Source organism: Saccharospirillaceae bacterium (assembly GCA_022448365.1).
Classification (GTDB): domain Bacteria; phylum Pseudomonadota; class Gammaproteobacteria; order Pseudomonadales; family Oceanobacteraceae; genus Bacterioplanoides.
Window position 1 is genome coordinate 665621 of record JAKVCS010000001.1, and the last position, 20911, is coordinate 686531.

Here is a 20911-nt window from a genome sequence, read left to right on the forward strand (position 1 = left end):
TGAAAATCATTGTAAAATCGGTGACCAAGCCGGTTCCCTGACGTCTCCGTACTTCGATGGCAGGCGGAATTTTACCTCTCCATCAACCGATACTGCGGCAAGAATGCTACGATCAGCCTCACTTGCCGCATAAATTACCATACTTCCATTGGGTGCAACACTAGGTGATTCATCCAATTCGGTCTCACTGGTAAGAATGTGCACTCTGCCACTTTTCATATCCTGTGAAGCGATGTGAAAACGTTGACCAGATTGATGCACATAAACCATCTTACGTCCGTCGGCAGTCAGGCGAGCACGTGCATTGTATTTCCCCTCGAATGTCAGTCGCTCAACCTTCCTGGATGCCAGATTGATCTGGTAAATCTGTGGACCTCCGGCGCGGCTCGAAGTAAAGATCAGGCTTTGACCATCGATTGTCCATTGCGGTTCGGTATCAATTGCATAATGTTTGGTGATGCGCTCGAGCTTGCGGCTATTCAGATCCATTACCCAGATATCGGGGTTACCGAGCTTAGAGCGCACAAATGCGAGCTTAGTACCATCCGGTGAAAACGCAGGCGCGCTGTTTGAACCAGTAAAAGCTGCAATTTTCTCGCGCTTACCGGTGGCTAATGTCTGGAAAAAAATCTCGCTTTTACCATTTTCAAACGACACGTAAGCGACTTTTTTGCCATCAGGAGACCAGGCCGGTGAAATAATAGGATGTCTGGATTTAAAGATACGACGTTCACGCGCGCCATCGGCATCAGCGTACATCAGGTTAAACAAGGTACGCTCGCGATTGGTGGTGACGTAAATCAGATTGGTTGAAAATACACCGTCAATGCCCGTCAGTTTTTTAAAAATAAAATCACTGATGTAATGCGCCACATCACGCAATTGGCTGGCTTTGCCTTTTACCCGATGACGAAACACCTCAACTTTCTGGTGTACGTCCAGAACATGAAATTCAACAGCATAACCGGTCGGCAGCACACTCAGACGACCCAGCACAACAAAATCCTGTTGTAACTTAGCCCAATCGTCGTAATTCACCTGCGATAATTCCGTTGGTCGGCTGATCATATTTTCGGCCGGAATCAGGCGAAAATAGCCACTGCCAGCCAGATCATTGGCAACGATACTGCTGACATCCTCGGGAGGCGGATTCTGGCCCGCCCAGGCAAAGGGAACCACCGCCAGTGGAATGGCACTTTGTTTGCCCTGAGTCACTTCAATCACTAACTCAGCACGGGTCATCGTGCTGGTCAGGGTTAGGCTGATAAACAGAGAAAAAACGGCTAAAAAACGAATTACCACGAGGCATTCTCCGGTCGGAATTTCATCGTAAAATTGCGAAAGTTCTGTTCAAACACTGCAATCTCCTTTGGCACTGGTAACGGTGAGGCTTTGCGTATCGCCTGCTCCACAGAACGATCCAGTGCCGGGTTACCACTACTTTTTACAATCTGTACCTGCACCACCTCCCCGGTTGGGACCAGACTCAGTCTTAACTCAACTTCCATGGTGGAATCCACCGCAGGCGGATAGCGCCATTGTGACTGAATCTGTTCTTTAATCTGCAGTGTGTGCTCAGACGTCATCACCGCTGCGCGCTCAGCTCTGGCTTCGGCTTCTTTCTGAGCCAGCAGTTCCGCTTCAGCCTGCTCCTGAGCCATCTGCTCCAGCATATCCTGCTCTTGTTGCAGCTGCTCCTGACGCAAACGCTCGGCTTGCTCGGCAGCAGCTTTGTCATCAGCGGCTTTTTTCTCAGCAGCACGCTGAGCGTCAGCCTGACGTTTTTTCTCTGCCGCCGCTTTTTGTTTTGCTAATTTTTCTTTTCTGAGTTTGTCTTGCCGCGCCTTTTCTTTTTTTCGTCGGGCTTCCAATTTCCGTTTACGTTCTTTGTCCGCGCGCTTTTTCGCGGCTCGTTGTTGGCGCTTCTTTTCCAGCTCCGCTTTGCGCTTACGCTCTTTAACGGCTTTGTTTTCTTCCTGCACCACATTGGCCATGACATGTTGTGGCAGCGGCTCAACAACAGGGGGGCTGCTTTCAGGCCATTCTATTAAGAACACACCAGCAACGGCCAAATGAATCACAATGGCGACAAAGGTGGCAAAGCCGTAGCTGCTGGGGTTTTTCCAACTCATAACGGATTACGCTGAATCAGCGTTTGGCCTCCGGATCCGGCGCTTCGGTAATCAAGCCAATATTGTTCACTCCGATCGACTGCAGACTCCCCATCAACACCACAACTTTACCGTAAGCGACGTCTTCGTCGCCGCGGATCAGCAGCTTGGTTGACGGCACTTGCGCGGTGACTTTACGGGCGTAATTCTGAACATCCGTAAGTGCCATAGCGCGTGGTTGTTCTTCACCACGCTCAACAAAATACAAACCGCGGGCATCCACTGAGATAACAATCGTGCTGTCGTCCGGCTCTATTTCAGTTGGTGTGGCATCAACTGCTGGCAGATTCACCGGTACGCTTTGCACCAGCATCGGAGCCGTAACCATAAAAATAATAAGCAGAACAAGCATTACGTCGATATAAGGAACGACGTTGATCTCTGCCATTGGCCGGCGTTTTTGTGCCGGTGGCGCCATTGACTCCATCAGTTAGACCCCGCAGAACCGGCTTGAATGCCCTGGCTGCTGCTGGCCTGATGAATTTTGTGCGCCTGGCGATACAACAATGATGAGAACTCATCGGCAAAGGTATGCATACCGGTGACCATCTGATCAACACGAGTAGCAAAGCGGTTATAGAAAATAACAGCTGGAATTGCAGCCAAAAGACCCATGGCCGTGGCGATCAAAGCTTCCGAAATACCCGGCGCCACGGTAGCAATCGTCGCCTGTTTAACCGCTGCTAACCCCTGGAAAGAGTGCATAATTCCCCAGACAGTGCCAAACAAACCGATATACGGACTGGTGGAACCGACGGTCGCCAGAAACGGTAGGTGGGTATCCAGGGCTTCCGACTCGCGGGTAATGCTGATACGCATTGCCCGCTGCACGCCGGCCATTACGGCATCCGGATCGTTGGTATTTTGCTGTCGCATCTTGCCGAATTCTTTTAATCCCGACATAAATACATTTTCGACTGCAGTGGGTGCAGGGCTTTGCTGGCACTCACGATACAGCGCATTTAAATCAACACCGGACCAGAAGCGTTCTTCGAAATCGAGCAGCTGGTCACGACTTGCTGACAACAAACGGCTGCGTTGCACAATCACAATCCAGCTCAAAACCGAGGCTGCCAACAGCATCAACATAACCAATTGAACAACAATACTGGCATTGGCAATTAACGAAATAATGGACATGGATTCGTTCACAAAGACTCCCGTCTGATAAAAAGAACGTTAAATTTAACTCAAAAGCTAAGGCAGTTTTGCCGCAGCAATAATTTCTGGTGGAATTAACCGGGGTTTTCCGTCATCACCAATGCAGGCAATCGACACACTGCCAGTTATCAGAAGTTGCTCACCATCCGCAGAAATACGATAAACACTCTGCGACAGGTTAAAACTGGCTTTACCCATCTTTTCGACGACAACAGTGACTTCCAATTCGTCATCAAGACGCGCCGGTTTTAGATATTTGGCGTTGATCTCGCGCACGACAAATAGAATGCCCTGCTCTCTGAGATGCTCCTGACTGAATTCTGAGTGCATTTGCCCGCCACCAAGCTGACGCAGCCATTCGGTGCGGGCACGCTCAAGAAACCTGAAATAATTAGCGTGATACACAATGCCACCAGCATCCGTATCTTCGTAATACACTCTGACAGGCCAGCGAAATGCCATCAGTCTCCCTCATCCGCGAGGAAGCGTTTCGGTAACTCCAGACCAAAGTGCTGATAAGACTGTCGAGTTGCCATACGCCCTCTTGGAGTGCGGGTAATATAGCCCTGTTGCATCAGGTAAGGCTCAAGCACGTCCTCAATGGTATCGCGTTCTTCACCAATGGAGGCAGCCAGACTTTCCACGCCCGCCGGACCACCGTCGTATTTTTCTAACAATGTCAGCAATAATTTGCGGTCCATGTGATCAAAGCCCTGCGCATCGACATTCAGCATATTCAACGCAGCATCAGCCACACTCTTGCTCACCATGCCATCGGATTTTACCTGGGCATAATCCCGCACTCGACGTAACAAGCGATTAGCAATCCGCGGTGTACCGCGCGCACGACGAGCAACCTCTCGCGCACCGTCATCATCAACGTCAAGTTCCATTAACCTCCCGGAACGGGAAACAATGCCCGTGAGGTCATCAATATTGTAGAACTCAAGACGCTGTACAATGCCGAAACGATCACGCAGTGGCGATGTTAACAAACCCGCGCGGGTAGTCGCGCCAACCAATGTAAAAGGTGGTAAATCAATTTTGATCGAGCGTGCTGCCGGTCCTTCGCCAACCATGATATCCAGTTGATAATCTTCCATGGCCGGATACAAGACTTCTTCCACAGCCGGGTTAAGACGATGAATTTCGTCGATAAAAAGCACATCGCCATCTTCAAGGTTAGTCAGCATGGCGGCAAGATCGCCGGCTTTTTCCAACACCGGTCCGGAGGTTGACTTGATCTGCGATCCCATTTCTTCGGCAATAATATTCGCCAATGTGGTTTTACCTAACCCTGGCGGTCCAAACACCAGGGTATGGTCCAGTGCCTCATTACGCGCACGCGCAGCACCAATAAAAATCTCCATTTGCTCACGAACGTGGGGCTGGCCAATATAATCGTCCAGGCTTTTCGGTCGAATGGCCCGGTCCTGACGCTCTTCCCCCGTAGAGGGCTGAGGGCTGATAAAACGATCTTCCTCAATCACAATTGGTTACTCCACTATCGGCCCAGTGTGCTTTTCAGCGCCATACGGATCAGTTCTTCTGCCGACAGGTCATCACCATCGACCTTATTCAGCATCTTTGCGGCATCAGTCGGCTTATAACCGAGAGCCACCAGCGCACTTTCGGCCTCTGCCAGGACCTGATCACGGGAGGACTGCTCTTTTGCGTCAACGGCAGCCCATAGCGGTGCCGGCGATTGCCATTCCTTAAGGCGATCACGCATTTCGACAATTAAACGCTCGGCGGTTTTTTTACCAACTCCAGGCAATTTAGTTAAAGCCGTCACATCTTCAGCATGAACACAGCTGGCAAAAGAATTGACATCCATACCGGATAAGATCGCCAGCGCCAGTTTAGGGCCAACACCACTCACCTTAACCAGAGTACGAAACAGCGTACGCTGACCTTTATCGCTGAAGCCGTACAACTGATGAGCATCTTCACGGATCGCCAGATGGGTATAAATCACGGCAACATCGCCGGGCTTGCCCAGACTGACGAAGGTCGACAGTGGCGCCTGGACTTCATAGCCCACACCGTTGACGTCAATTAATAAATCCGGCGCTTGTTTTTCGAGGATGATGCCTTGCAGACGACCAATCATGGGAATACAGATACTTGCTTATTGGAAAGCGGCTAGCCTATCAGTAAACGGGTGTTTGGCTCAATCGACCCAGGCAGACAACAAACGTTACGGAGTCTCTGGAGACGCCGTTCTCAGCCGTGATTGTTTTTAAGCCGCCCGCGGGCATAACTGTTAATACCCGCCTGGGTGACGAGACTGGCGCGGGTATTGGCGTGGGTAATAGCAATCGCCAGAGCATCGGCAGCATCAGCCTGAGGTTTACCGGGCAACTTCAACAGATGCTGCACCATATGCTGCACCTGCTCTTTGGTGGCCGAGCCTTTGCCCACCACCGCCTGTTTAATACTGCGGGGAGCGTATTCACCAACCGGCAGTCCTTGCAGAGATGCCGCTACAATGGCGACGCCACGGGCCTGGCCAAGCTTTAAGGCAGAATCGGCATTCTTTCCCATAAACACCTGTTCAATGGCAAATTCCTGAGGCGAATGGGTTTCGATCAGTTCAGTGACACAATCAAAGATTTTTTTCAGACGATCAGGCAACTCGCCATCACCGACCCGAATGCAACCACTGGTGATGTATTCGTTCTTCTGGCCAACCGAGTTAATCACTCCAAAGCCGGTAATACGTGAGCCAGGATCAATGCCAAGAATGATGGCCATTGGCGAGTCTACTCCACAAAATAAGGCTGTCATGGTACTGACAGAAAGACGGCAGGGAAAGACGGGAAGCGGCCGCTTAATATCTTTTCTCTGAGACGGGCTCAGAGCGGAAGTGCCGATGTTGGCCGTTGTCAGAGTGATACACTTCCACCTCTTGCCAGCCATCCGGCAGGGATAAAGTAACACATGGGCTGGTTATAACCGCAGCCACCAGCGCATCGGCGTCCGGGCGAATCTCGCGATAGTGAACACTTACATCAGCACCATTCCAATGCTGCGTCAGATCAATGGTATAGCCAGCCGATGGTCGCTGCCCAAGGCCGATGCGTAATTCAGCATTACTCAACAGCGACACACCTTCACCAATGTCGCAGTGTTGTTCGTGCCTGACTGGCATTTGGCCAGGCGGGGTGGAAGCACAACTGGCGATGCAGCCGCACATAAACAAAGCGGCGATGCCAGACAAACGCCCGGCAAAACCGAATCTTGAGTAACTCAGGGACGGTGACTCAGCCACCGGGCTTACCAATCATTGGCGGACAGTGCAGCACGAACCGTGCGGACTTTTTCGGTTTCTTCCAGCTGCACCAGGTTTTCAAACAGCTGTCGAGAGTCGCTGTTGGTCGATTCACTGGCCATCTGGCGATAGAGGGATATCAGGTAGTCGTCAATTCTCAGCGCAATATGAGTCAGCTCATCGACGGACATATCGGGATGGCAGTCTTTACACCCATCCAGAGCTTCAGAAATTGAGCCGGGTTCAAACTGATGCCATTCACTGAGCACCTTTGCACTGGCGCGACCTTTCAGATTTTCCATCGACTGCGCCAGGGTATTTTCATGCTCAGCCAACAGCTGCAACATCATATCCACCCGATCTCGCTGGGTCTGGTCACGCAATTGCTGGTACAGATTGCGCGCATGCTCGTGCAGCGTTTGGCTGTAATCAATAACGTCTTTAACCGTGGAATAACTCATACGGTGTCTCCATGTCTGCTCGCTGGGCGGCACACGACCACCCTTCCTATTGAGCTTAGCTTAGCTTTTGCGGCTTAGCCCTCCTTACCTCAGGACATCCTATCGTATGACAGTGAACTCCCACCCAATCAGTGCTGGTGAGAATCTGGGCGCTGTTCATCAAATTGCTGAGCGATACGCTCAACGTAGGGGCGAACGGTGGCCTTGTTCTTCGCAGGCACCTTATTGGCCGCCTGTACCATCATCAAGGATGCCTTCATCATTTGTTCCATCATGGCCTTTTCGCTGGGTGAAAGACCCTCAGCAGACTGCAACTGCCTGAGTTGAGCTTCCATTTGCGAAGCACTGACCATTTCGTTCTCCATCTCGATCGCCATATATGCCATGGTGATATCACGGGATAAACCGGCCCACTGTTCAACATTTTGGAAACCAGCGTCAGTCACTTGTTTATTAAAATCATTGTAGAGACCTTTTTCGCGCAGCTGCTCGACACCTTTTGCAAATACCTGGTCCATGCTGGCGCTTTCTTTCATCACGTCATCTGCTGCCAGCTTCTCTTCATGTTGACTGAGCCACTGGGTTAACACCGGCATCGCCACCAGCCATTGCTCGAGTTGCTTAGCAGTCAGGTCTTGTGCCATTGCCATTGGCACCATTGCCATGGCGATAACGGTCAGCAACATCAGTTTCAATGTTTTCATCTGAATTCCTTGATTCATTCTTTTTATAGACTGGCGATTACGCTATCACAGCTCACTCACAGCGACCATAGACCTGCAGTGACACACTCTCATCAAAATCTCCAATCGCCGGTAATGTTGACGTATTGCAATGCCAAAGCGGCTGTAACTGAACCCAATCTGGCGCTACCTGCTCATTTTCGGCCAGTAACCAATCGGGTATTTGCAACATCAAGTTGCGCAGATCGTGACTGGAGCTGATGTCGTACAACACATCACTGGCCAACAGGAGGTCAACATCCGGCCAACCTACATCCGAATCCACCAGCTGAACAGTCACATCATTCAATTCGGCATTGGCCTTTGCTGCCAATAACGCATGAGAGTCCAGGTCTGCGACCCATACCTCAGACGCGCCGGCTTTGGCTGCTGCGATACCCACTAAACCAGAGCCACAACCAAAATCCAGTACCCGTTTACCCGCAACCGCCTGCGGATGATCAACAATATATTGCGCCAAAACCCGGCCACCAGCCCAGGCAAACGCCCAATACGGCAAATTTTGCCAGAACTGTCCTATCTGCTTCGCATCCATGTGCACGGACTCGACGTCCAGATCCAACAACCAAAGTTTCAGTTGCTGGGTGACGGTTTGTTTGAGCTGAGCGCCCGGCAAAAGCAAGGCTCTGGATAATTCACCAATTGACATATTTCTTCTTAAATTTGATCACTTTCTGCAGATAACGGCGAGACTCTAATTTAGGATGGTCATTAACGATGGTGTTATACACTTGCTGAGTGCTCATCGCATTAATGCGCGCCAGCGCTTTCCTGCGGTTGGAATGAAACGCCTTAAACAAATTACCAGCCCCGCCGTTGTATGCCGCTATCACGCAATATTCTTTTTTCAGCCATCCCTGTACACCCTTGAGGTACACATCGCGCAGAATAGACAGGTATGCGGAACCAGCGTCGATATTCTTCTCCGGGTCCAATAAATAATTGCGGCTGGGTTTATCACGGCGCTTGTAAATGCGCTGAAAAACATCCTTACCTGCGGTGTTACGCATCACTTGCATCAGACCGTAAGCCTTGGCATGGGAAACCGCCATTGGGTTAAAGCTGCTTTCAGTTTCCATAATGGCGAAAATCAATGCTTCAGATACCCGGTATTTTTCGGCGGCAGCAACGACCGGAAGGCGATAACGATTCGCGCCTACCTTACGATAGTTACCCACCATCGGAATATCGATCCAGTATCGAGAACCGCGTTTTTGGAGTTTTTTCGATGTCAGGTACTTCGCGTATTGCTCGGCTCGCCATGGGTACAGCACACTTTTCCCCTGATGGTCGACCACCTGACCAGCCAGAAACGGTTTGCCGGTCAAACCGAAATCAGACGCTGTGTATAAATCGATGGCATTAGGGTTGGCTGGCGTTAAGAGCGTTGCGCTGATGGCTTTTTGTAACGATTTAAGCGGCGTTTTTGAACCCTGACTTTCTACCCGGATTCGCCCCCTGGCAAAGTCGATTCGTACACGCGTGTGATAGTTATCGAGGTATTTCACCATTGAGTGAATTGAGCTTTCTTCAAACGCCTCACCCCAGACCTGGTCGGCCTGCTCGGCAAAAAATGCATATTCCAGAATCACCGCCTGAACATCGTCAGGCAGCTCAGCAAAATTTTCGGGGAGTTCTGTGGCACTCAAAGAACCACAAAATAAAAACAGCAGAAAAAGTAAGGGCACTGGCGTTTCAGTTAATCAAAAACGCCAGTGTAATGTGGAAAGCAGACAATGTCAGGCCGCTTAGGATCGGTTAACGTTTTGCCTCACGACGAACAGCGCTGGTGGAGAACTGACGTTTATTAAAATCTTCAAATGCGTTCAGCGTTGAACCGCGCTCATTATCGAGACCTTCTGCGTAATAAAGGTTCCTTTTTATATCGTAAGTCACCTCCAGCGTCGGATACACTAACTGCATGTCATAGAAATTGATCGGATGCGCTTCCGTCACTTGCAAAAGCTCCCCCTCTTTCGAATATTCTTCGGCGTAAATAATCGACCAGGAATCTTCATCGACATAGTAACGACGCTTGGCGTACTTGTGGTCAAAGCCAACACGCAATGTTGCTTCAACGACCCAGACACGATGTGGCTCGTAACGCAACAATGACGAATTCAGGTGATTGTCCAACAGAATGTCGTTGTTTGTCAGATCGCCTTGATGCACTTTGTAAGCATTATACGGAATGAATAACTCCTGCTTACCAATCAACTCCCATTGATAGTAATCGGGAGCGCCATTAAACATATCAACCTGGTCGATGGTCCGGATTGAGTTAGTGTTTACGTCTGCAGTGTCATACGACAAATCCGGTGTACGACGCAGCCTCCGTTGTCCCGGCACATATACCCAGGATTTACGCGGTGAGCGAACCTGATCGAGTGTCTCATGCACCAGCGTGATGCGCCCGGCCAATTTAGCCGGAGCCAGGGTTTTACGCTTTAGAAAGAAGATTTTATTATCGAGTTCTTTTGCATCAATACCCGGCACGCTGTAAGCAAAAAAGTACTGATAATCTCTTAACGTTTCAGAGCGGCTACCGCCTGCAGTCACAGAGGCCGTGTAAGCCGAGAAAGAAAATGAGTGTCCACGAAACCGCAAAGTGTGATTCCACAGCACTTCCAAACCGCTTTTCGGTATTGGGAAAGGTGATGACATCATGGCACCGGTTACACCAGAGCCATACTTCATCAGTTCCGCCGATGTGGCATTGGCCTTGATTGCGTCGTATACGTACTGCGGATATGAAGCAGAGCGGCGGCTCGGATACACTTCAAAAAACATATCCGGGAAGGCACGCAACAGCGCTTTTTGCCCCTTGGTCAGACGCTTTTCATGTTGGTCGATATTTTGTGCAGTAATACGATACAGAGGTTGATCATTGGCAAACGGATCAGCATGAAACTGTCCGGGAACCATTCCGTCTTTTCTGTCCAGACCGCCACGCCAGGCCGGGATATCTGAGCCATTTCCCAGCTTATCAGCACCGACCGGCGTCAGATCTTTTCCCAATCGTTGTGCATCCTGCTCCGATACGGCGGCATAAGTCTGATTCATTAGTCCCATTATCAGACTGGCTAAGCATATTGCTGATCCAACAACTCGCATTAAAACATACCTCGGTAATCGACGTTAAAGCGGCGCGCAGGCTATCGGGCGGTGATTTTTTGATCAATAGAGGGTTACAAATTGCTACAATTTTAACAAGCGTTTGCTTGGTATTTAATCAATCTTAACAAGAATCTGACAAAGGCCGGACGTTTGAGTGAGTTGATCACTTTGCCGTCGCCACAAAAAAACCGCCACTCCATAGAGTAGCGGTTCCTTTTTATGGCGGTACAGACTGACAGCAGAGTCAGCCGGTAATCAGCTCAGATGTTCAACGCGAATACGGGTAACTGCGCCGACAGTGCTTTCCAAACCTTCAATCGCGCTGATCGCATTGTTCATGGTTTTTTCCACAATACGGTGGGTCAGCAAAATGATTTGCGCCAGATCTTCACCTTCTTTTGGTTCCTTCTGAATGATGGCCTCAATATTGATACCACGTTCACTCAGAATCGATGCGACATTGGCCAGCACACCGGCTTTGTCCTGCGCTTCAATACGCAGGTAATATGCTGTTTCAACCTCATCCATCGGCAGCACAGCCACATTATCAATACTGGTGAACGCCAGATGATTCACCCGGGCCGAGGCCGGTGCATCAATTGCGCGTGCCAGATCGACGATGTCTGCGACGACGGCAGAAGCCGTTGGCCCAGCACCAGCACCAGCACCAACATACAAAGTATCACCAACCGCATCGCCGTTAACCATAACCGCGTTTAATACGCCATCAACGGTCGCAATCGGACGGCCAACCGGGATCATGGTTGGATGAACACGCAGATCAATACCGTTGTCAGCACGACGGCTGACACCCAGATGTTTGATGCGATAGCCCAGCTCTTCCGCGTACTCAACATCATCCGGCGTGATGTTGCCGATACCTTCGGTATAGCAGCGGTCAAATTGCAATGGAATGCCATAAGCAATGGAAGACAATATGGTCAACTTATGCGCAGCATCGATGCCTTCAACGTCGAATGTTGGATCGGCCTCTGCGTATCCCAGCTCCTGAGCTTCTTTTAATACGTCAGCAAAGTCACGTCCTTTGTCACGCATTTCAGTCAGAATGAAGTTACCGGTGCCGTTAATAATGCCAGCGAGCCAGTTAATACTATTGGCAGCTAAGCCCTCCCTCACCGCCTTGATGATTGGGATGCCACCAGCAACACCGGCTTCGTACATAACAGAAACGCCTTGGGCTTCTGCTGCCGCAAAAATTTCGTCACCGTGTACTGCAATCAGTGCCTTGTTCGCAGTAACCACGTGCTTACCGTTTTCAATCGCAGTTAACACCAACTCGCGAGCAACGTCGTAGCCACCAATCAGTTCAACAATAACGTCGATCTCCGGGTTTCTTGCCACATCAAAAATGTCACGACTAACGGCTGTGCTGCTGGTGTCACAATCTGGATTATCGCGCCGAGTGCCAATCTGCTCGACAATAATTTCACGACCTGCCCGGCGCGCAATTTCCTGCGCATTGCTGGTGAGAACATTAAACGTGCCGCCGCCAACTGTACCTAAACCACAGATACCCACTTTAACCGGTTTCAAGGTCATCTCCTCTCGAGAATTTTCTCTATCAAGTCGTTATATGCCGGGGGTTATTAAATTGAGATTCCCCCGTTCATGAAAGTGCAGCAATGTACCACAAAGGCTTGCGGGTCTGAACTGCTTATGAGGTAACAGTTTGGCAGATAAATTCTCGTCTGCCTTACTTACCCCAAAGGGCTATGCTAAGGTCTGAGTTACAATGAAAAGAAACAATAGTTAAGGACATTCTATGTCGACCTTCCTGGTATTAACCGTCATCGCCGATGACAAACCCGGCATCGTAGAGCAACTGTCTGCTGTTATTGCAGAACAAGGTGGTAACTGGTTGGAAAGCCGTATGTCCCATATGGCTGGCAAATTTGCCGGTATCCTGCGGGTCAGCATTGATGAAAGCAAAAGCAACAGCCTGGTCAGTGCGCTGACATCACTCAGCTCTAGCGGCATCGTTATAAATGCTGAGCACAGTAAAGATGCGGGCGAAGTTGTCTCCAGTAAAGATCTGACCCTGAATCTGGTGGGTAATGATCGTCCGGGTATTGTGCGTGAAGTTTCTCAAACATTGGCGAAACTGGGGGTGAACGTGCTGGAGTTAACCACCAACTGCGAAAGTGCTGAAATGTCGGCTGTGGCTCTGTTCCGGACCGTTGCTCATTTGCGTGTCCCTGAAGATTTCGAAGCCGACGAACTGACGGATGCACTGGAAGCTATTTCTAACGATTTAATGGTGGAAATTAACCTCGATTAGTTGCTTACCGTGCGACAAAAAAGCCCGCATTATCTTTCGATAGCGCGGGCTTTTTTTGTTGGGCTAGTGCAACAGTGTTAATTAATACCTAAACGGGTCGCAAGCTCATCGGCTGGCAAATACCCAGGGAACAGCTGACCATCCTGGGTAATAATCGCCGGCGTACCGGTTACACCCAATTCCCCACCCAGGCTGTATTGAGCTGCAATTGGTGCCCCGCAGTCTTTCGACTTATTCATCATGGCTGACATTTGAGTCTGAATTGCGCGGAACTGTTTTTCAGTATCGGCATTCGGGCTCTGGCGCAAACGCTGACCCAATACACTTAACTCGCGCTGACTGGCCTTCATGGTCGTCATCGCCTCTTTACGATCTTCTTCGCACCAGACGTAATTAATTTTCTGATACGAACCGGTCAGCTGACCCGTCTGAGGGTTTTTGATGCCAGCACGTGGATAGGCGAGATAACGGACTGCAATGCCCAATTCATTCAGGCGAGGAATTTCCCGGTGTAGCTTCTGGCAGTAACCACAATCAATATCGGTGAAGACATTAACCAGCGCTTTTTGCTCACCCTTGGCAGGGAAAAATACGGTCTCTTTGTCGGCAACCGCCGCAAGTTTGTCTGCACGCTTGGGATTCATGCGAGCCTGAGTCATATTCACAGGGCCGTTCGCACCCAACGCATACAACTCATCGCGATAGATAAAGTTGTTGGTGTCCGGTGTCATGTGCATAACAGTGCCGTCGATCAGTACCACCTCCAGCATTTGACCGTTGGCGACCAGGTTAACGTCACGAACCTTCAATCGTGGTCCGAACGCAGAGACCAGCTTGCTCTCAACCTGCACTGTTAAATCTTTGACCGGGGTATTTTCTGCCTGCAACGGACTGACCATCGCAAAACCACACATGATGGCCAACAGGGTCTTTTTCATTGGGTAAACCTTGTAGTTAGATTACTGACAATTCGATGGATACTGCCCGGAAAAAGTTCCCTGTTTAAAGAGTTTTATTCCCGACCATGTCAATACCGGGGATGAAGCATACCGCAATTTGATGGCAGCTACATTTATACACACAACAAAAAAAGGGCGTAAACCGGAGTTTACGCCCTTTTTTGGTAAAGCTTGGTCAAGCCAAAGCGATTAGCTTTGCTTAGCCAGCTTCTCTTTAATACGTGCAGACTTACCGCTACGCTCACGCAGGTAGTACAGTTTCGCCTGACGAACGTCACCACGACGCTTAACTGCTACGCTGTCAACCAGTGGGCTGTGAGTCTGGAAAGTACGTTCAACGCCAACACCGTGAGAAATCTTACGTACGGTGAAAGCAGAGTTCAGGCCACGGTTACGCTTACCGATTACCACACCTTCGAACGCCTGCAGACGCTCACGGTTACCTTCTTTTACTTTAACCTGTACGACGACAGTGTCACCTGGGCCGAATTCTGGTAAGTCAGTTTTCAGCTGTGCGTTTTCAATCTGCTGAATGATTAAGTTTTTGTTGCTCATTGTTTTCTCCTCAACAGTCTGGGGGCTTTATTCGAACTTCTGTTCATCAAGCTCAGCCAGATATTCTGTCAATAACCTTTGTTGCTCGTTTGTCAGTTCCAGCGCTTCCAATAAATCGGGTCTGCGCTGCCAGGTACGACCTAACGACTGCTTTAGTCGCCATTGACGAATTTTTTCATGGTTGCCACTCAGCAACACTTCCGGAACCACCTGCCCCTCAAACAGCTCAGGGCGCGTGTAATGTGGACAATCCAGCAAGCCATCGGAAAATGAGTCCTGCTGCGCCGAAAGTTCATGGCCTAAAACACCAGGAACTAATCGGATAACAGCATCCATCATGGTCATCGCAGCCATTTCGCCACCACTGAGAACAAAATCTCCCAGCGACCATTCTTCGTCGATCTCAGTTTCGATCAGACGCTCATCGATGCCCTCATACCGTCCGGCAACCAGAATCAGATTTTGTTGCTGAGCCAACTCTTCGACTCCGCGCTGATCCAGCCTGCGACCCTGAGGAGACATATAAATCACCTTAGCATCACCACCGGCAGCTGCTTTTGCAGCCTTGATAGCGTCCTTTAAAGGCTGAATTTTCATCAGCATGCCAGGACCACCACCGTACGGTCGATCATCCACAGTCTGATAGTTGTCGTGAGTGAAATCCCTTGGATTCCAACACTGGATTGATACCTTCTGCTGCTTTACTGACCGACCAGTAACACCATGGTCAATCAACGCCTGAAACATATCAGGAAACAGTGTAACGATATCGAATCTCATACCAGCCTGTTCAGTACCGGATTAAAAATCCGCTTCCCAGTCCACCTGGATTTCACCGCCTTCCAGATCGACCTCAAGAACAATTGCATCCACGAATGGAATCAGTCGCTGTTGTTTATCAATGCTGCCTTCGCAACCCTTGATAACCACCACCTGATTGCCACCACCGGAGTCAAATAGTTCCTTTACCTGGCCCAGCAACTGCCCTTCAGTATTCACGACCTTCAGGCCGACAAGCTGGAACCAATAATGTTCGTCTTCTTCGAGTTCAGGTAACTCATTGGTTGGAATACCGATTTCAAGCTGCGATAAAGCCAGAGCCTGATCACGATCGTTAATTCCTTCCAGAGCTGCCGCTAACCCTTTGCCTTGGGGACGACTGTCACGCAGTTTGTATTCTTTCCAGTGGCCATTTACGTTTAACAACCAAACCGGATACTGCAGAATGTTCGTCATGGGATCGGTATACGAGTACACCTTAACCCAACCTTTAATGCCAAACGCAGTAGTAACTTTTCCCAGGACTGTGATATCCCGATGAGTTACGTTACCAGCAACGCTTTGACCTGCCATGACTTCCCCGTGCGTCAATTAAGCTTCTGCTTTCTTAACGTCTTTCAGTAACTTAGCTACACGATCAGTTGGCTGAGCGCCTTTACCGATCCAGTACTCTACGCGTTCAAGATCAACACGCAGACGCTCTTCCTGGCCACGAGCAACAGGGTTGAAGAACCCAACACGCTCGATAAAGCGACCGTCGCGAGGCATGCGAACGTCAGCTACGTTAATGCTATAGAAAGGGCGTTTTTTAGAGCCGCCACGGGCTAAACGGATAACTACCATAAAATTGATCACTCCGATCGTTTATCAATGACAGGTTTTAATATCGCCTGCCGTTTAACATACCTTGTTATCAATCCAGCATAACGGCCAGAAATCCAACAAGAGTTTGGGAGCTGTCTGCCTTCGCAGAAGACACACAGACCCCAGTAAAAGGGCGCGTAGTTTACAGGAGCAGCGAGGCAGCTGTCCAGCTCAGACTGCGCTTTGTTTGAGCGCGTTTTTATGCAGCCAATCTTTCACAATCAAGGCGGTCAGCGGAAAACTGACAATATACCAGCCCACCACCTCGGTACTGATACCCAACCACAGGGAGTAAGCGATGGCGACACCAATGGCAGAGTCCAGCTGATCCACCGCAATTGTAATCACCTTTCCCTGCTCCGGCAGTTCGCCAGCACCAATGCCCAAACGGCGTTTAATCAGCGAGTTCGGTAATTCACCGAACATATAACCCAGACCAGCGATGGCACCAGCAATCAGCAAAGAATGTCCGGCAAAGGGTGAATGGTCGCCTAACAACCATTCCAATGGCAGTAAGACGAGCGCCCCCGCGGCCGTCAAAACCGGCACGACCAGAAAGCCACGCCAGGTTTTATTGGCACCAAACGCTGTTTTCCAGATCGGCTTAGCCAGCAGCGGAAAATAGTTGCGACTCACGACAACCATATGCAGCACGCCGCCAATTACAACCGGAATCTGAAGGTAAAAGGCTGTTAATAACGCTTTTGCCAGGCCATCACTATCGCTGACCAACGTCCATAAGAGGAAGCCACCCAGAGTCAATGTCAGAATTTGTTGCAGCGAGCTGAACTTAAAGAAACGTGCTTTACGAACCATCAAGTAACTGAATACCGTCAGAGCAACAGCCAGTAATACCTTGGTTACCGGCATTGACACGAATCCCAGTGTGTTCAGCCACAATAATGGGGCAATAATAAACAGACTCCAGAATACTGGCATACCCTGGTAGGCCAGACCATCAGCAGAAGTTTCGCTCACCGGTTCTTTCTGCTCATTGCCATGCTCTGCTGCATTGTCACCTGGCTTCGCAGCCTCTTCTTGTTGGTCTTCTCCCAGATTGCCGGTCTCATTAAATACCGACAACCGAATACAACCACAGCCAACCATAAGCAGCAGCGGAATCATCCACCAACCATTAAAGCCCCATTGCATCAAAATCAGTGCCGGAGCCAACAGGTAGATCAATACATCCATAAAGCCGTCAAGATAGCGGCCAAAATTACGGGTTAAATTCCAGCGCCGGGCCAGCATGCCATCCAGTGCATCTGCAGTCATTGCCAAATACAGCAGCCCAAGGGCAGACATAATATGTTGTTGTAACACTTCGCTGATCGCCAATAACGTCAGCGGGACGCTTAATAAGGTGATGCAATCGACACGATTTAAGCGAATTAACCACGGTGAATTTGTATTTGTCATGTTTCACATCTTGTAAGAAATACAGATAACGCGAGCGGCATGTTTTTCAACGCTGCGACACAAAATGACAGGTTAGCTTTTGCATCGCTGACCAGCCAACATGGCAACACACACGGATGTGCGGTGTGCGCATGTTAGCAGCGCCTCCAAGAAGTAATAATGCCCCCTGGAGTGGCCGTGACAGAACATTATCCGCTTACTTTTTCCAAGCTAGTCTTTTTCGAAAACCAGCTCTTCCAGTTTATTTTTTAATTTGCCATCGGCTATTTGTTGTCGCAGTCCTGGTCGATCTATTTTACTGTTATGACGACCATCGACCGGCATTTCTTTCAATCGGATTAATAACCAGGATGCTGCTGGCATAAATTCTTCGATCAAAATTTCGATATCATCAAGAACATGGTCGCTGACAACAAACAGACAGAGCCTTTCGCCACACTGCACAGCGGCGCTGCGCTGAATTCCCGCTAACTGATCAAGCTGCTGTTCCAGTGGGAACGGCTGCATAAAACCGCTCTTTAACCGAATAGCGTCCACCAAACGGCCGGTTAACCACAGGCGTTGATCCGGATCAAAGTACCCCACATCGCCGGTGCGGTGCCAAACATCGCCCTGTGGCCGGGGAATTTTATTGGCTTTATCCGCCACAGGGTTATGGTAGTAACCCTGCAATACATGCGGGCCAGCCACCAGTATCTCGCCCGCCTCTCCCTGATCACAAGCAATCGGTTGCCCATCAGAATCCAGATTGGCAATCAGCAACTCGGCTTCATCAACCACCGACCCGACCAATAAACCCGCGGATGGATCAGGGAAGTTTAAATAATCGTCCAACTCCAATGCAGCAATCGGCTCCGCTTCAGTCGAGCCATAAGCAATCCGCGCCCAGGCATTGGGAAAGACTTCGCGCAGCTTGTTTGCCAGCTCCAGAGACACGGGTGCGCCACCAATGCTTAGGCTGGTGATTTGGGGCAAAGACTGATCATTACCGATTAAATAATCACAAACAGCGGAAAAATACGCCGGAGCACCGCTGATCCGTTCAACGCTATGTAGCTGCCAATGCGCCACCAAAGGTTCAACATTTACCTGAGCGGGTGCCGCAAGATCCACTTTCGGCATCACCGTACTCATGCCGCAGCTGAGATTGTGTAACACGAGAACCGGAAAACACGGGCTATCGACTTCACCGTCTTTGTCCGGCCAATGATGCCGGATAGCAAAATGCTGCTGATCCAAACTGTTGTGTGTTCGATCAGCACCTTTAGGGCGTCCTGTACTGCCCGAGGTAAAGGAAATTAAGCCATGATCATGTTCGGGTGGAATCATAAGTTGCAGCTTATCATCCGGACGAACCGTCATCGGCAGAGCGCGTAAGAATAAACCAGCACCATCGATACACCAGCTGCTGATTTTACGTAGTTCAGGAATCAGCCAGCGTAATTTCAGTAGTGATTTCATACTGACAATGGCTTTGGCATCTGCATCCTGCAACGCCTGACGAATCTTGGTTTTACCCATGCCCGTGTCGATAAATACCGCAACCAGGCCCGATGCTAATAAACTCAACACCACCGCGTACAATGCCGGAGACGGTTTAGCAATAACCACCACTCGATCACCGGCGGTTAATCCGTGTCCCCGACTCATGCCGCGACTGGCACCATTTTTTAGCCAATGACGCTGTAACGCTCCGGCCAGCTGATTGAGTTCGCCGTAAGTCATCACATCCTCACCGATACATTCCAAACCCTGCATTTGTGGAATGCGCAAAGCCGGACGTTGTGGATGATTTGTTGCCTGAGTCAGAAAGTGACGGCAAAAGTTATCCGTCATACCTTTCCCCCCGTCATGTTTCGTTCATTCGAATACAGTTTTTTCGAATACAGCGCATAAACCCGTTCCTGCTCACCATTACCGGCGTATTTCAGTGACGGATTATCTTCCCGCACCAATGACGCTGCCATACGTTGGTAATACGGAGCACCCCAGGTGGTCAGCTGCATCGACATTAAAGTAAATAAACCCGCTTTACGGTAATCCGGATGAACTGCACCGGTTTTAGCCAGTGCCATACGCGGCTCAGGCAGCAGGTCAAAGTGCTGCTCAAAATTGGCTTCTTCTGCTGTGGTGATGCCCTGGCGAATCAATGGGCTGAAATCAGGAAATACCAGAAAGTAACCCGCAATTTGTCCGTCGTTCCCGGTCACAAGGACAGAACTGTTCGGGCATAATTTTTTTGCGAATGACTCCCCACAGGCCGCTCTGAACTGCGTTTCAGAAATAGCAGAATATGCGAAGTTATTGCGGAACATTTTATCGGTGATCGGATACAGTTCCGTCAGCTTTTCACGCCAGATATCAGCGGTGAAGCGGTGAAATTCAACCTCACCTGCTAACGCGCGCTTACCCTGCTCCAGCATCGGAGCGACCGCCTGAGCCAACTGAGCTGGATTATTATTAATACGAGTAAAGTAGCGATAACGAATATCGTAGCCTAAATCATCCAATAAGCCGGCATAATAATCCGGGTTATAGGGTTCACCAATAAATGGCGCGGATTCAGCATCATCACCCTCTGCGGAGAGCCTGATACGATTCATGCCATAGGTATTAAAGTTGATCGGTCCATAGATCGTTTGCGCGCCCTGCTCTTTAGCCCAGCTTTCGAAACGCTGAAACAGTTGTGCGTTATTATCGGCATTGTCTGAGGTTTCCCAGAAACCAAAATAGGCGACGGACTCACCATCAATCTTCATATTCGGATCATAGAAACCCGTCAGGCGTGAACACTCTTCGTTGCCATGCTCATTAATACGGGTAATGCAGTCCGCCCAAACCTGACCACCACTTTGCTGATAGTCGCTGTTATCTGCAAACGCTTGTGTAATTGCTGTCGGGTTTTCACCCAACCAATACGCATCGTTCTGGTAAATATTTTGTGCTGTCTGAAAAAAAGATTCTGGTAGTTGCATCCTCTACCCTTCCCTAATCTGCTGGGCCAAAGGACGGTGCATTCAGATTATTTTTAAGCTACCGCATCCCGGGACTATCCATGGTCAGGATACTTGCGCGTTGCTAGCGCTGCTTTTAAAAACCGTCTGAAGG

The 20911-nt window shown here is 49.8% G+C and carries 24 protein-coding genes; 1 reads left to right on the plus strand and 23 read right to left on the minus strand.

Annotated elements, in window-relative coordinates; genetic code table 11:
* Nucleotides 1-6: 6 nt before the first annotated feature.
* The 15 genes from tolB to MK185_03140 form a co-directional block, all read right to left on the minus strand.
* Complete coding sequence (tolB, locus tag MK185_03070; protein MCH2039599.1) at nucleotides 7-1296, minus strand: Tol-Pal system beta propeller repeat protein TolB; 1290 nt, start codon at nucleotides 1294-1296, stop codon at nucleotides 7-9.
* On the minus strand, nucleotides 1296-2132 hold the full coding sequence (tolA, locus tag MK185_03075) for a cell envelope integrity protein TolA (protein ID MCH2039600.1): 837 nt from the start codon (nucleotides 2130-2132) through the stop codon (nucleotides 1296-1298). Before tolA ends, tolB begins: the two co-directional genes overlap by 1 nt.
* Before the next feature lie 16 nt (nucleotides 2133-2148).
* Nucleotides 2149-2598 (minus strand): protein TolR, encoded by a 450-nt coding sequence (gene tolR, locus MK185_03080; GenBank protein MCH2039601.1) that lies wholly within the window; start codon nucleotides 2596-2598, stop codon nucleotides 2149-2151.
* On the minus strand, nucleotides 2598-3323 hold the full coding sequence (gene tolQ, locus MK185_03085) for a protein TolQ (GenBank protein ID MCH2039602.1): 726 nt from the start codon (nucleotides 3321-3323) through the stop codon (nucleotides 2598-2600). Before tolQ ends, tolR begins: the two co-directional genes overlap by 1 nt.
* Before the next feature lie 45 nt (nucleotides 3324-3368).
* Entirely contained in the window at nucleotides 3369-3794 is a 426-nt protein-coding gene (gene ybgC, locus MK185_03090; GenBank protein MCH2039603.1) for a tol-pal system-associated acyl-CoA thioesterase, read from the minus strand.
* A complete protein-coding gene (gene ruvB, locus MK185_03095; protein ID MCH2039604.1) occupies nucleotides 3794-4822 on the minus strand; it encodes a Holliday junction branch migration DNA helicase RuvB in 1029 nt (342 codons plus the stop codon). Before ruvB ends, ybgC begins: the two co-directional genes overlap by 1 nt.
* Before the next feature lie 14 nt (nucleotides 4823-4836).
* Nucleotides 4837-5445, minus strand: a complete 609-nt coding sequence (ruvA, locus tag MK185_03100; protein ID MCH2039605.1) for a Holliday junction branch migration protein RuvA — start codon at nucleotides 5443-5445, stop codon at nucleotides 4837-4839.
* Nucleotides 5446-5558: 113 nt separating this feature from the next.
* Nucleotides 5559-6089 carry a crossover junction endodeoxyribonuclease RuvC gene (gene ruvC / locus MK185_03105; protein ID MCH2039606.1) on the minus strand — a complete coding sequence of 177 codons (531 nt, stop codon included), beginning with the start codon at nucleotides 6087-6089 and terminating at the stop codon, nucleotides 5559-5561.
* 76 nt (nucleotides 6090-6165) lie between these two features.
* Nucleotides 6166-6606, minus strand: coding sequence for a protease complex subunit PrcB family protein (locus MK185_03110; GenBank protein MCH2039607.1), 441 nt, complete (start codon nucleotides 6604-6606; stop codon nucleotides 6166-6168).
* 5 nt (nucleotides 6607-6611) lie between these two features.
* On the minus strand, nucleotides 6612-7067 hold the full coding sequence (locus MK185_03115) for a hypothetical protein (GenBank protein MCH2039608.1): 456 nt from the start codon (nucleotides 7065-7067) through the stop codon (nucleotides 6612-6614).
* A 128-nt stretch (nucleotides 7068-7195) separates the two neighbouring features.
* Nucleotides 7196-7771 carry a hypothetical protein gene (locus MK185_03120; protein MCH2039609.1) on the minus strand — a complete coding sequence of 192 codons (576 nt, stop codon included), beginning with the start codon at nucleotides 7769-7771 and terminating at the stop codon, nucleotides 7196-7198.
* Nucleotides 7772-7823: 52 nt separating this feature from the next.
* Nucleotides 7824-8459: a 50S ribosomal protein L11 methyltransferase gene (locus MK185_03125; protein ID MCH2039610.1), complete on the minus strand. Its 636-nt coding sequence runs from the start codon at nucleotides 8457-8459 to the stop codon at nucleotides 7824-7826.
* Nucleotides 8446-9498, minus strand: coding sequence for a murein transglycosylase domain-containing protein (locus MK185_03130; GenBank protein MCH2039611.1), 1053 nt, complete (start codon nucleotides 9496-9498; stop codon nucleotides 8446-8448). Before MK185_03130 ends, MK185_03125 begins: the two co-directional genes overlap by 14 nt.
* A 70-nt stretch (nucleotides 9499-9568) precedes the next feature.
* Entirely contained in the window at nucleotides 9569-10873 is a 1305-nt protein-coding gene (locus tag MK185_03135) for a DUF1329 domain-containing protein (protein MCH2039612.1), read from the minus strand.
* A gap of 309 nt (nucleotides 10874-11182) precedes the next feature.
* Complete coding sequence (locus MK185_03140) at nucleotides 11183-12481, minus strand: homoserine dehydrogenase (protein MCH2039613.1); 1299 nt, start codon at nucleotides 12479-12481, stop codon at nucleotides 11183-11185.
* 229 nt (nucleotides 12482-12710) lie between these two features.
* On the opposite strand from MK185_03140, the gene MK185_03145 reads away from it, so the two are divergent.
* Nucleotides 12711-13226, plus strand: a complete 516-nt coding sequence (locus MK185_03145; protein MCH2039614.1) for a glycine cleavage system protein R — start codon at nucleotides 12711-12713, stop codon at nucleotides 13224-13226.
* Between the two features lie 77 nt (nucleotides 13227-13303).
* Here the strand turns inward: MK185_03145 and MK185_03150 are convergent, their stop codons facing one another.
* The 8 genes from MK185_03150 to MK185_03185 form a co-directional block, all read right to left on the minus strand.
* Nucleotides 13304-14164 (minus strand): DsbC family protein, encoded by an 861-nt coding sequence (locus MK185_03150; GenBank protein ID MCH2039615.1) that lies wholly within the window; start codon nucleotides 14162-14164, stop codon nucleotides 13304-13306.
* Nucleotides 14165-14374: 210 nt separating this feature from the next.
* Complete coding sequence (gene rplS / locus MK185_03155; GenBank protein ID MCH2039616.1) at nucleotides 14375-14740, minus strand: 50S ribosomal protein L19; 366 nt, start codon at nucleotides 14738-14740, stop codon at nucleotides 14375-14377.
* A 27-nt stretch (nucleotides 14741-14767) separates the two neighbouring features.
* Nucleotides 14768-15520, minus strand: coding sequence for a tRNA (guanosine(37)-N1)-methyltransferase TrmD (gene trmD, locus MK185_03160; GenBank protein ID MCH2039617.1), 753 nt, complete (start codon nucleotides 15518-15520; stop codon nucleotides 14768-14770).
* 21 nt (nucleotides 15521-15541) lie between these two features.
* Nucleotides 15542-16093 carry a ribosome maturation factor RimM gene (gene rimM / locus MK185_03165; GenBank protein MCH2039618.1) on the minus strand — a complete coding sequence of 184 codons (552 nt, stop codon included), beginning with the start codon at nucleotides 16091-16093 and terminating at the stop codon, nucleotides 15542-15544.
* Between the two features lie 18 nt (nucleotides 16094-16111).
* Nucleotides 16112-16363 carry a 30S ribosomal protein S16 gene (gene rpsP, locus MK185_03170; protein MCH2039619.1) on the minus strand — a complete coding sequence of 84 codons (252 nt, stop codon included), beginning with the start codon at nucleotides 16361-16363 and terminating at the stop codon, nucleotides 16112-16114.
* A 192-nt stretch (nucleotides 16364-16555) separates the two neighbouring features.
* The gene (locus tag MK185_03175) at nucleotides 16556-17803 is read right to left on the minus strand and encodes a CDP-archaeol synthase (protein MCH2039620.1); all 1248 of its coding nucleotides are present in this window, start codon (nucleotides 17801-17803) and stop codon (nucleotides 16556-16558) included.
* Between the two features lie 210 nt (nucleotides 17804-18013).
* Nucleotides 18014-19639: an AMP-binding protein gene (locus MK185_03180; GenBank protein ID MCH2039621.1), complete on the minus strand. Its 1626-nt coding sequence runs from the start codon at nucleotides 19637-19639 to the stop codon at nucleotides 18014-18016.
* Complete coding sequence (locus MK185_03185; protein ID MCH2039622.1) at nucleotides 19636-20778, minus strand: hypothetical protein; 1143 nt, start codon at nucleotides 20776-20778, stop codon at nucleotides 19636-19638. Before MK185_03185 ends, MK185_03180 begins: the two co-directional genes overlap by 4 nt.
* Nucleotides 20779-20911 lie beyond the last annotated feature (133 nt).

Coding starts and splice junctions, on each gene's coding strand:
- ruvA (MCH2039605.1), bottom strand. CDS start 5,445: ATGATTGGTCGTCTGCAAGGCATCATCCTCGAAAAACAAGCGCCGGAT.
- MK185_03115 (MCH2039608.1), bottom strand. CDS start 7,067: ATGAGTTATTCCACGGTTAAAGACGTTATTGATTACAGCCAAACGCTG.
- tolR (MCH2039601.1), bottom strand. CDS start 2,598: ATGGAGTCAATGGCGCCACCGGCACAAAAACGCCGGCCAATGGCAGAG.
- MK185_03135 (MCH2039612.1), bottom strand. CDS start 10,873: ATGAATCAGACTTATGCCGCCGTATCGGAGCAGGATGCACAACGATTG.
- MK185_03145 (MCH2039614.1), top strand. CDS start 12,711: ATGTCGACCTTCCTGGTATTAACCGTCATCGCCGATGACAAACCCGGC.
- MK185_03185 (MCH2039622.1), bottom strand. CDS start 20,778: ATGCAACTACCAGAATCTTTTTTTCAGACAGCACAAAATATTTACCAG.
- MK185_03175 (MCH2039620.1), bottom strand. CDS start 17,803: ATGACAAATACAAATTCACCGTGGTTAATTCGCTTAAATCGTGTCGAT.
- trmD (MCH2039617.1), bottom strand. CDS start 15,520: ATGAGATTCGATATCGTTACACTGTTTCCTGATATGTTTCAGGCGTTG.
- rimM (MCH2039618.1), bottom strand. CDS start 16,093: ATGGCAGGTCAAAGCGTTGCTGGTAACGTAACTCATCGGGATATCACA.
- tolA (MCH2039600.1), bottom strand. CDS start 2,132: ATGAGTTGGAAAAACCCCAGCAGCTACGGCTTTGCCACCTTTGTCGCC.
- MK185_03125 (MCH2039610.1), bottom strand. CDS start 8,459: ATGTCAATTGGTGAATTATCCAGAGCCTTGCTTTTGCCGGGCGCTCAG.
- ybgC (MCH2039603.1), bottom strand. CDS start 3,794: ATGGCATTTCGCTGGCCTGTCAGAGTGTATTACGAAGATACGGATGCT.
- MK185_03150 (MCH2039615.1), bottom strand. CDS start 14,164: ATGAAAAAGACCCTGTTGGCCATCATGTGTGGTTTTGCGATGGTCAGT.
- MK185_03120 (MCH2039609.1), bottom strand. CDS start 7,771: ATGAAAACATTGAAACTGATGTTGCTGACCGTTATCGCCATGGCAATG.
- ruvC (MCH2039606.1), bottom strand. CDS start 6,089: ATGGCCATCATTCTTGGCATTGATCCTGGCTCACGTATTACCGGCTTT.
- MK185_03180 (MCH2039621.1), bottom strand. CDS start 19,639: ATGACGGATAACTTTTGCCGTCACTTTCTGACTCAGGCAACAAATCAT.
- rplS (MCH2039616.1), bottom strand. CDS start 14,740: ATGAGCAACAAAAACTTAATCATTCAGCAGATTGAAAACGCACAGCTG.
- rpsP (MCH2039619.1), bottom strand. CDS start 16,363: ATGGTAGTTATCCGTTTAGCCCGTGGCGGCTCTAAAAAACGCCCTTTC.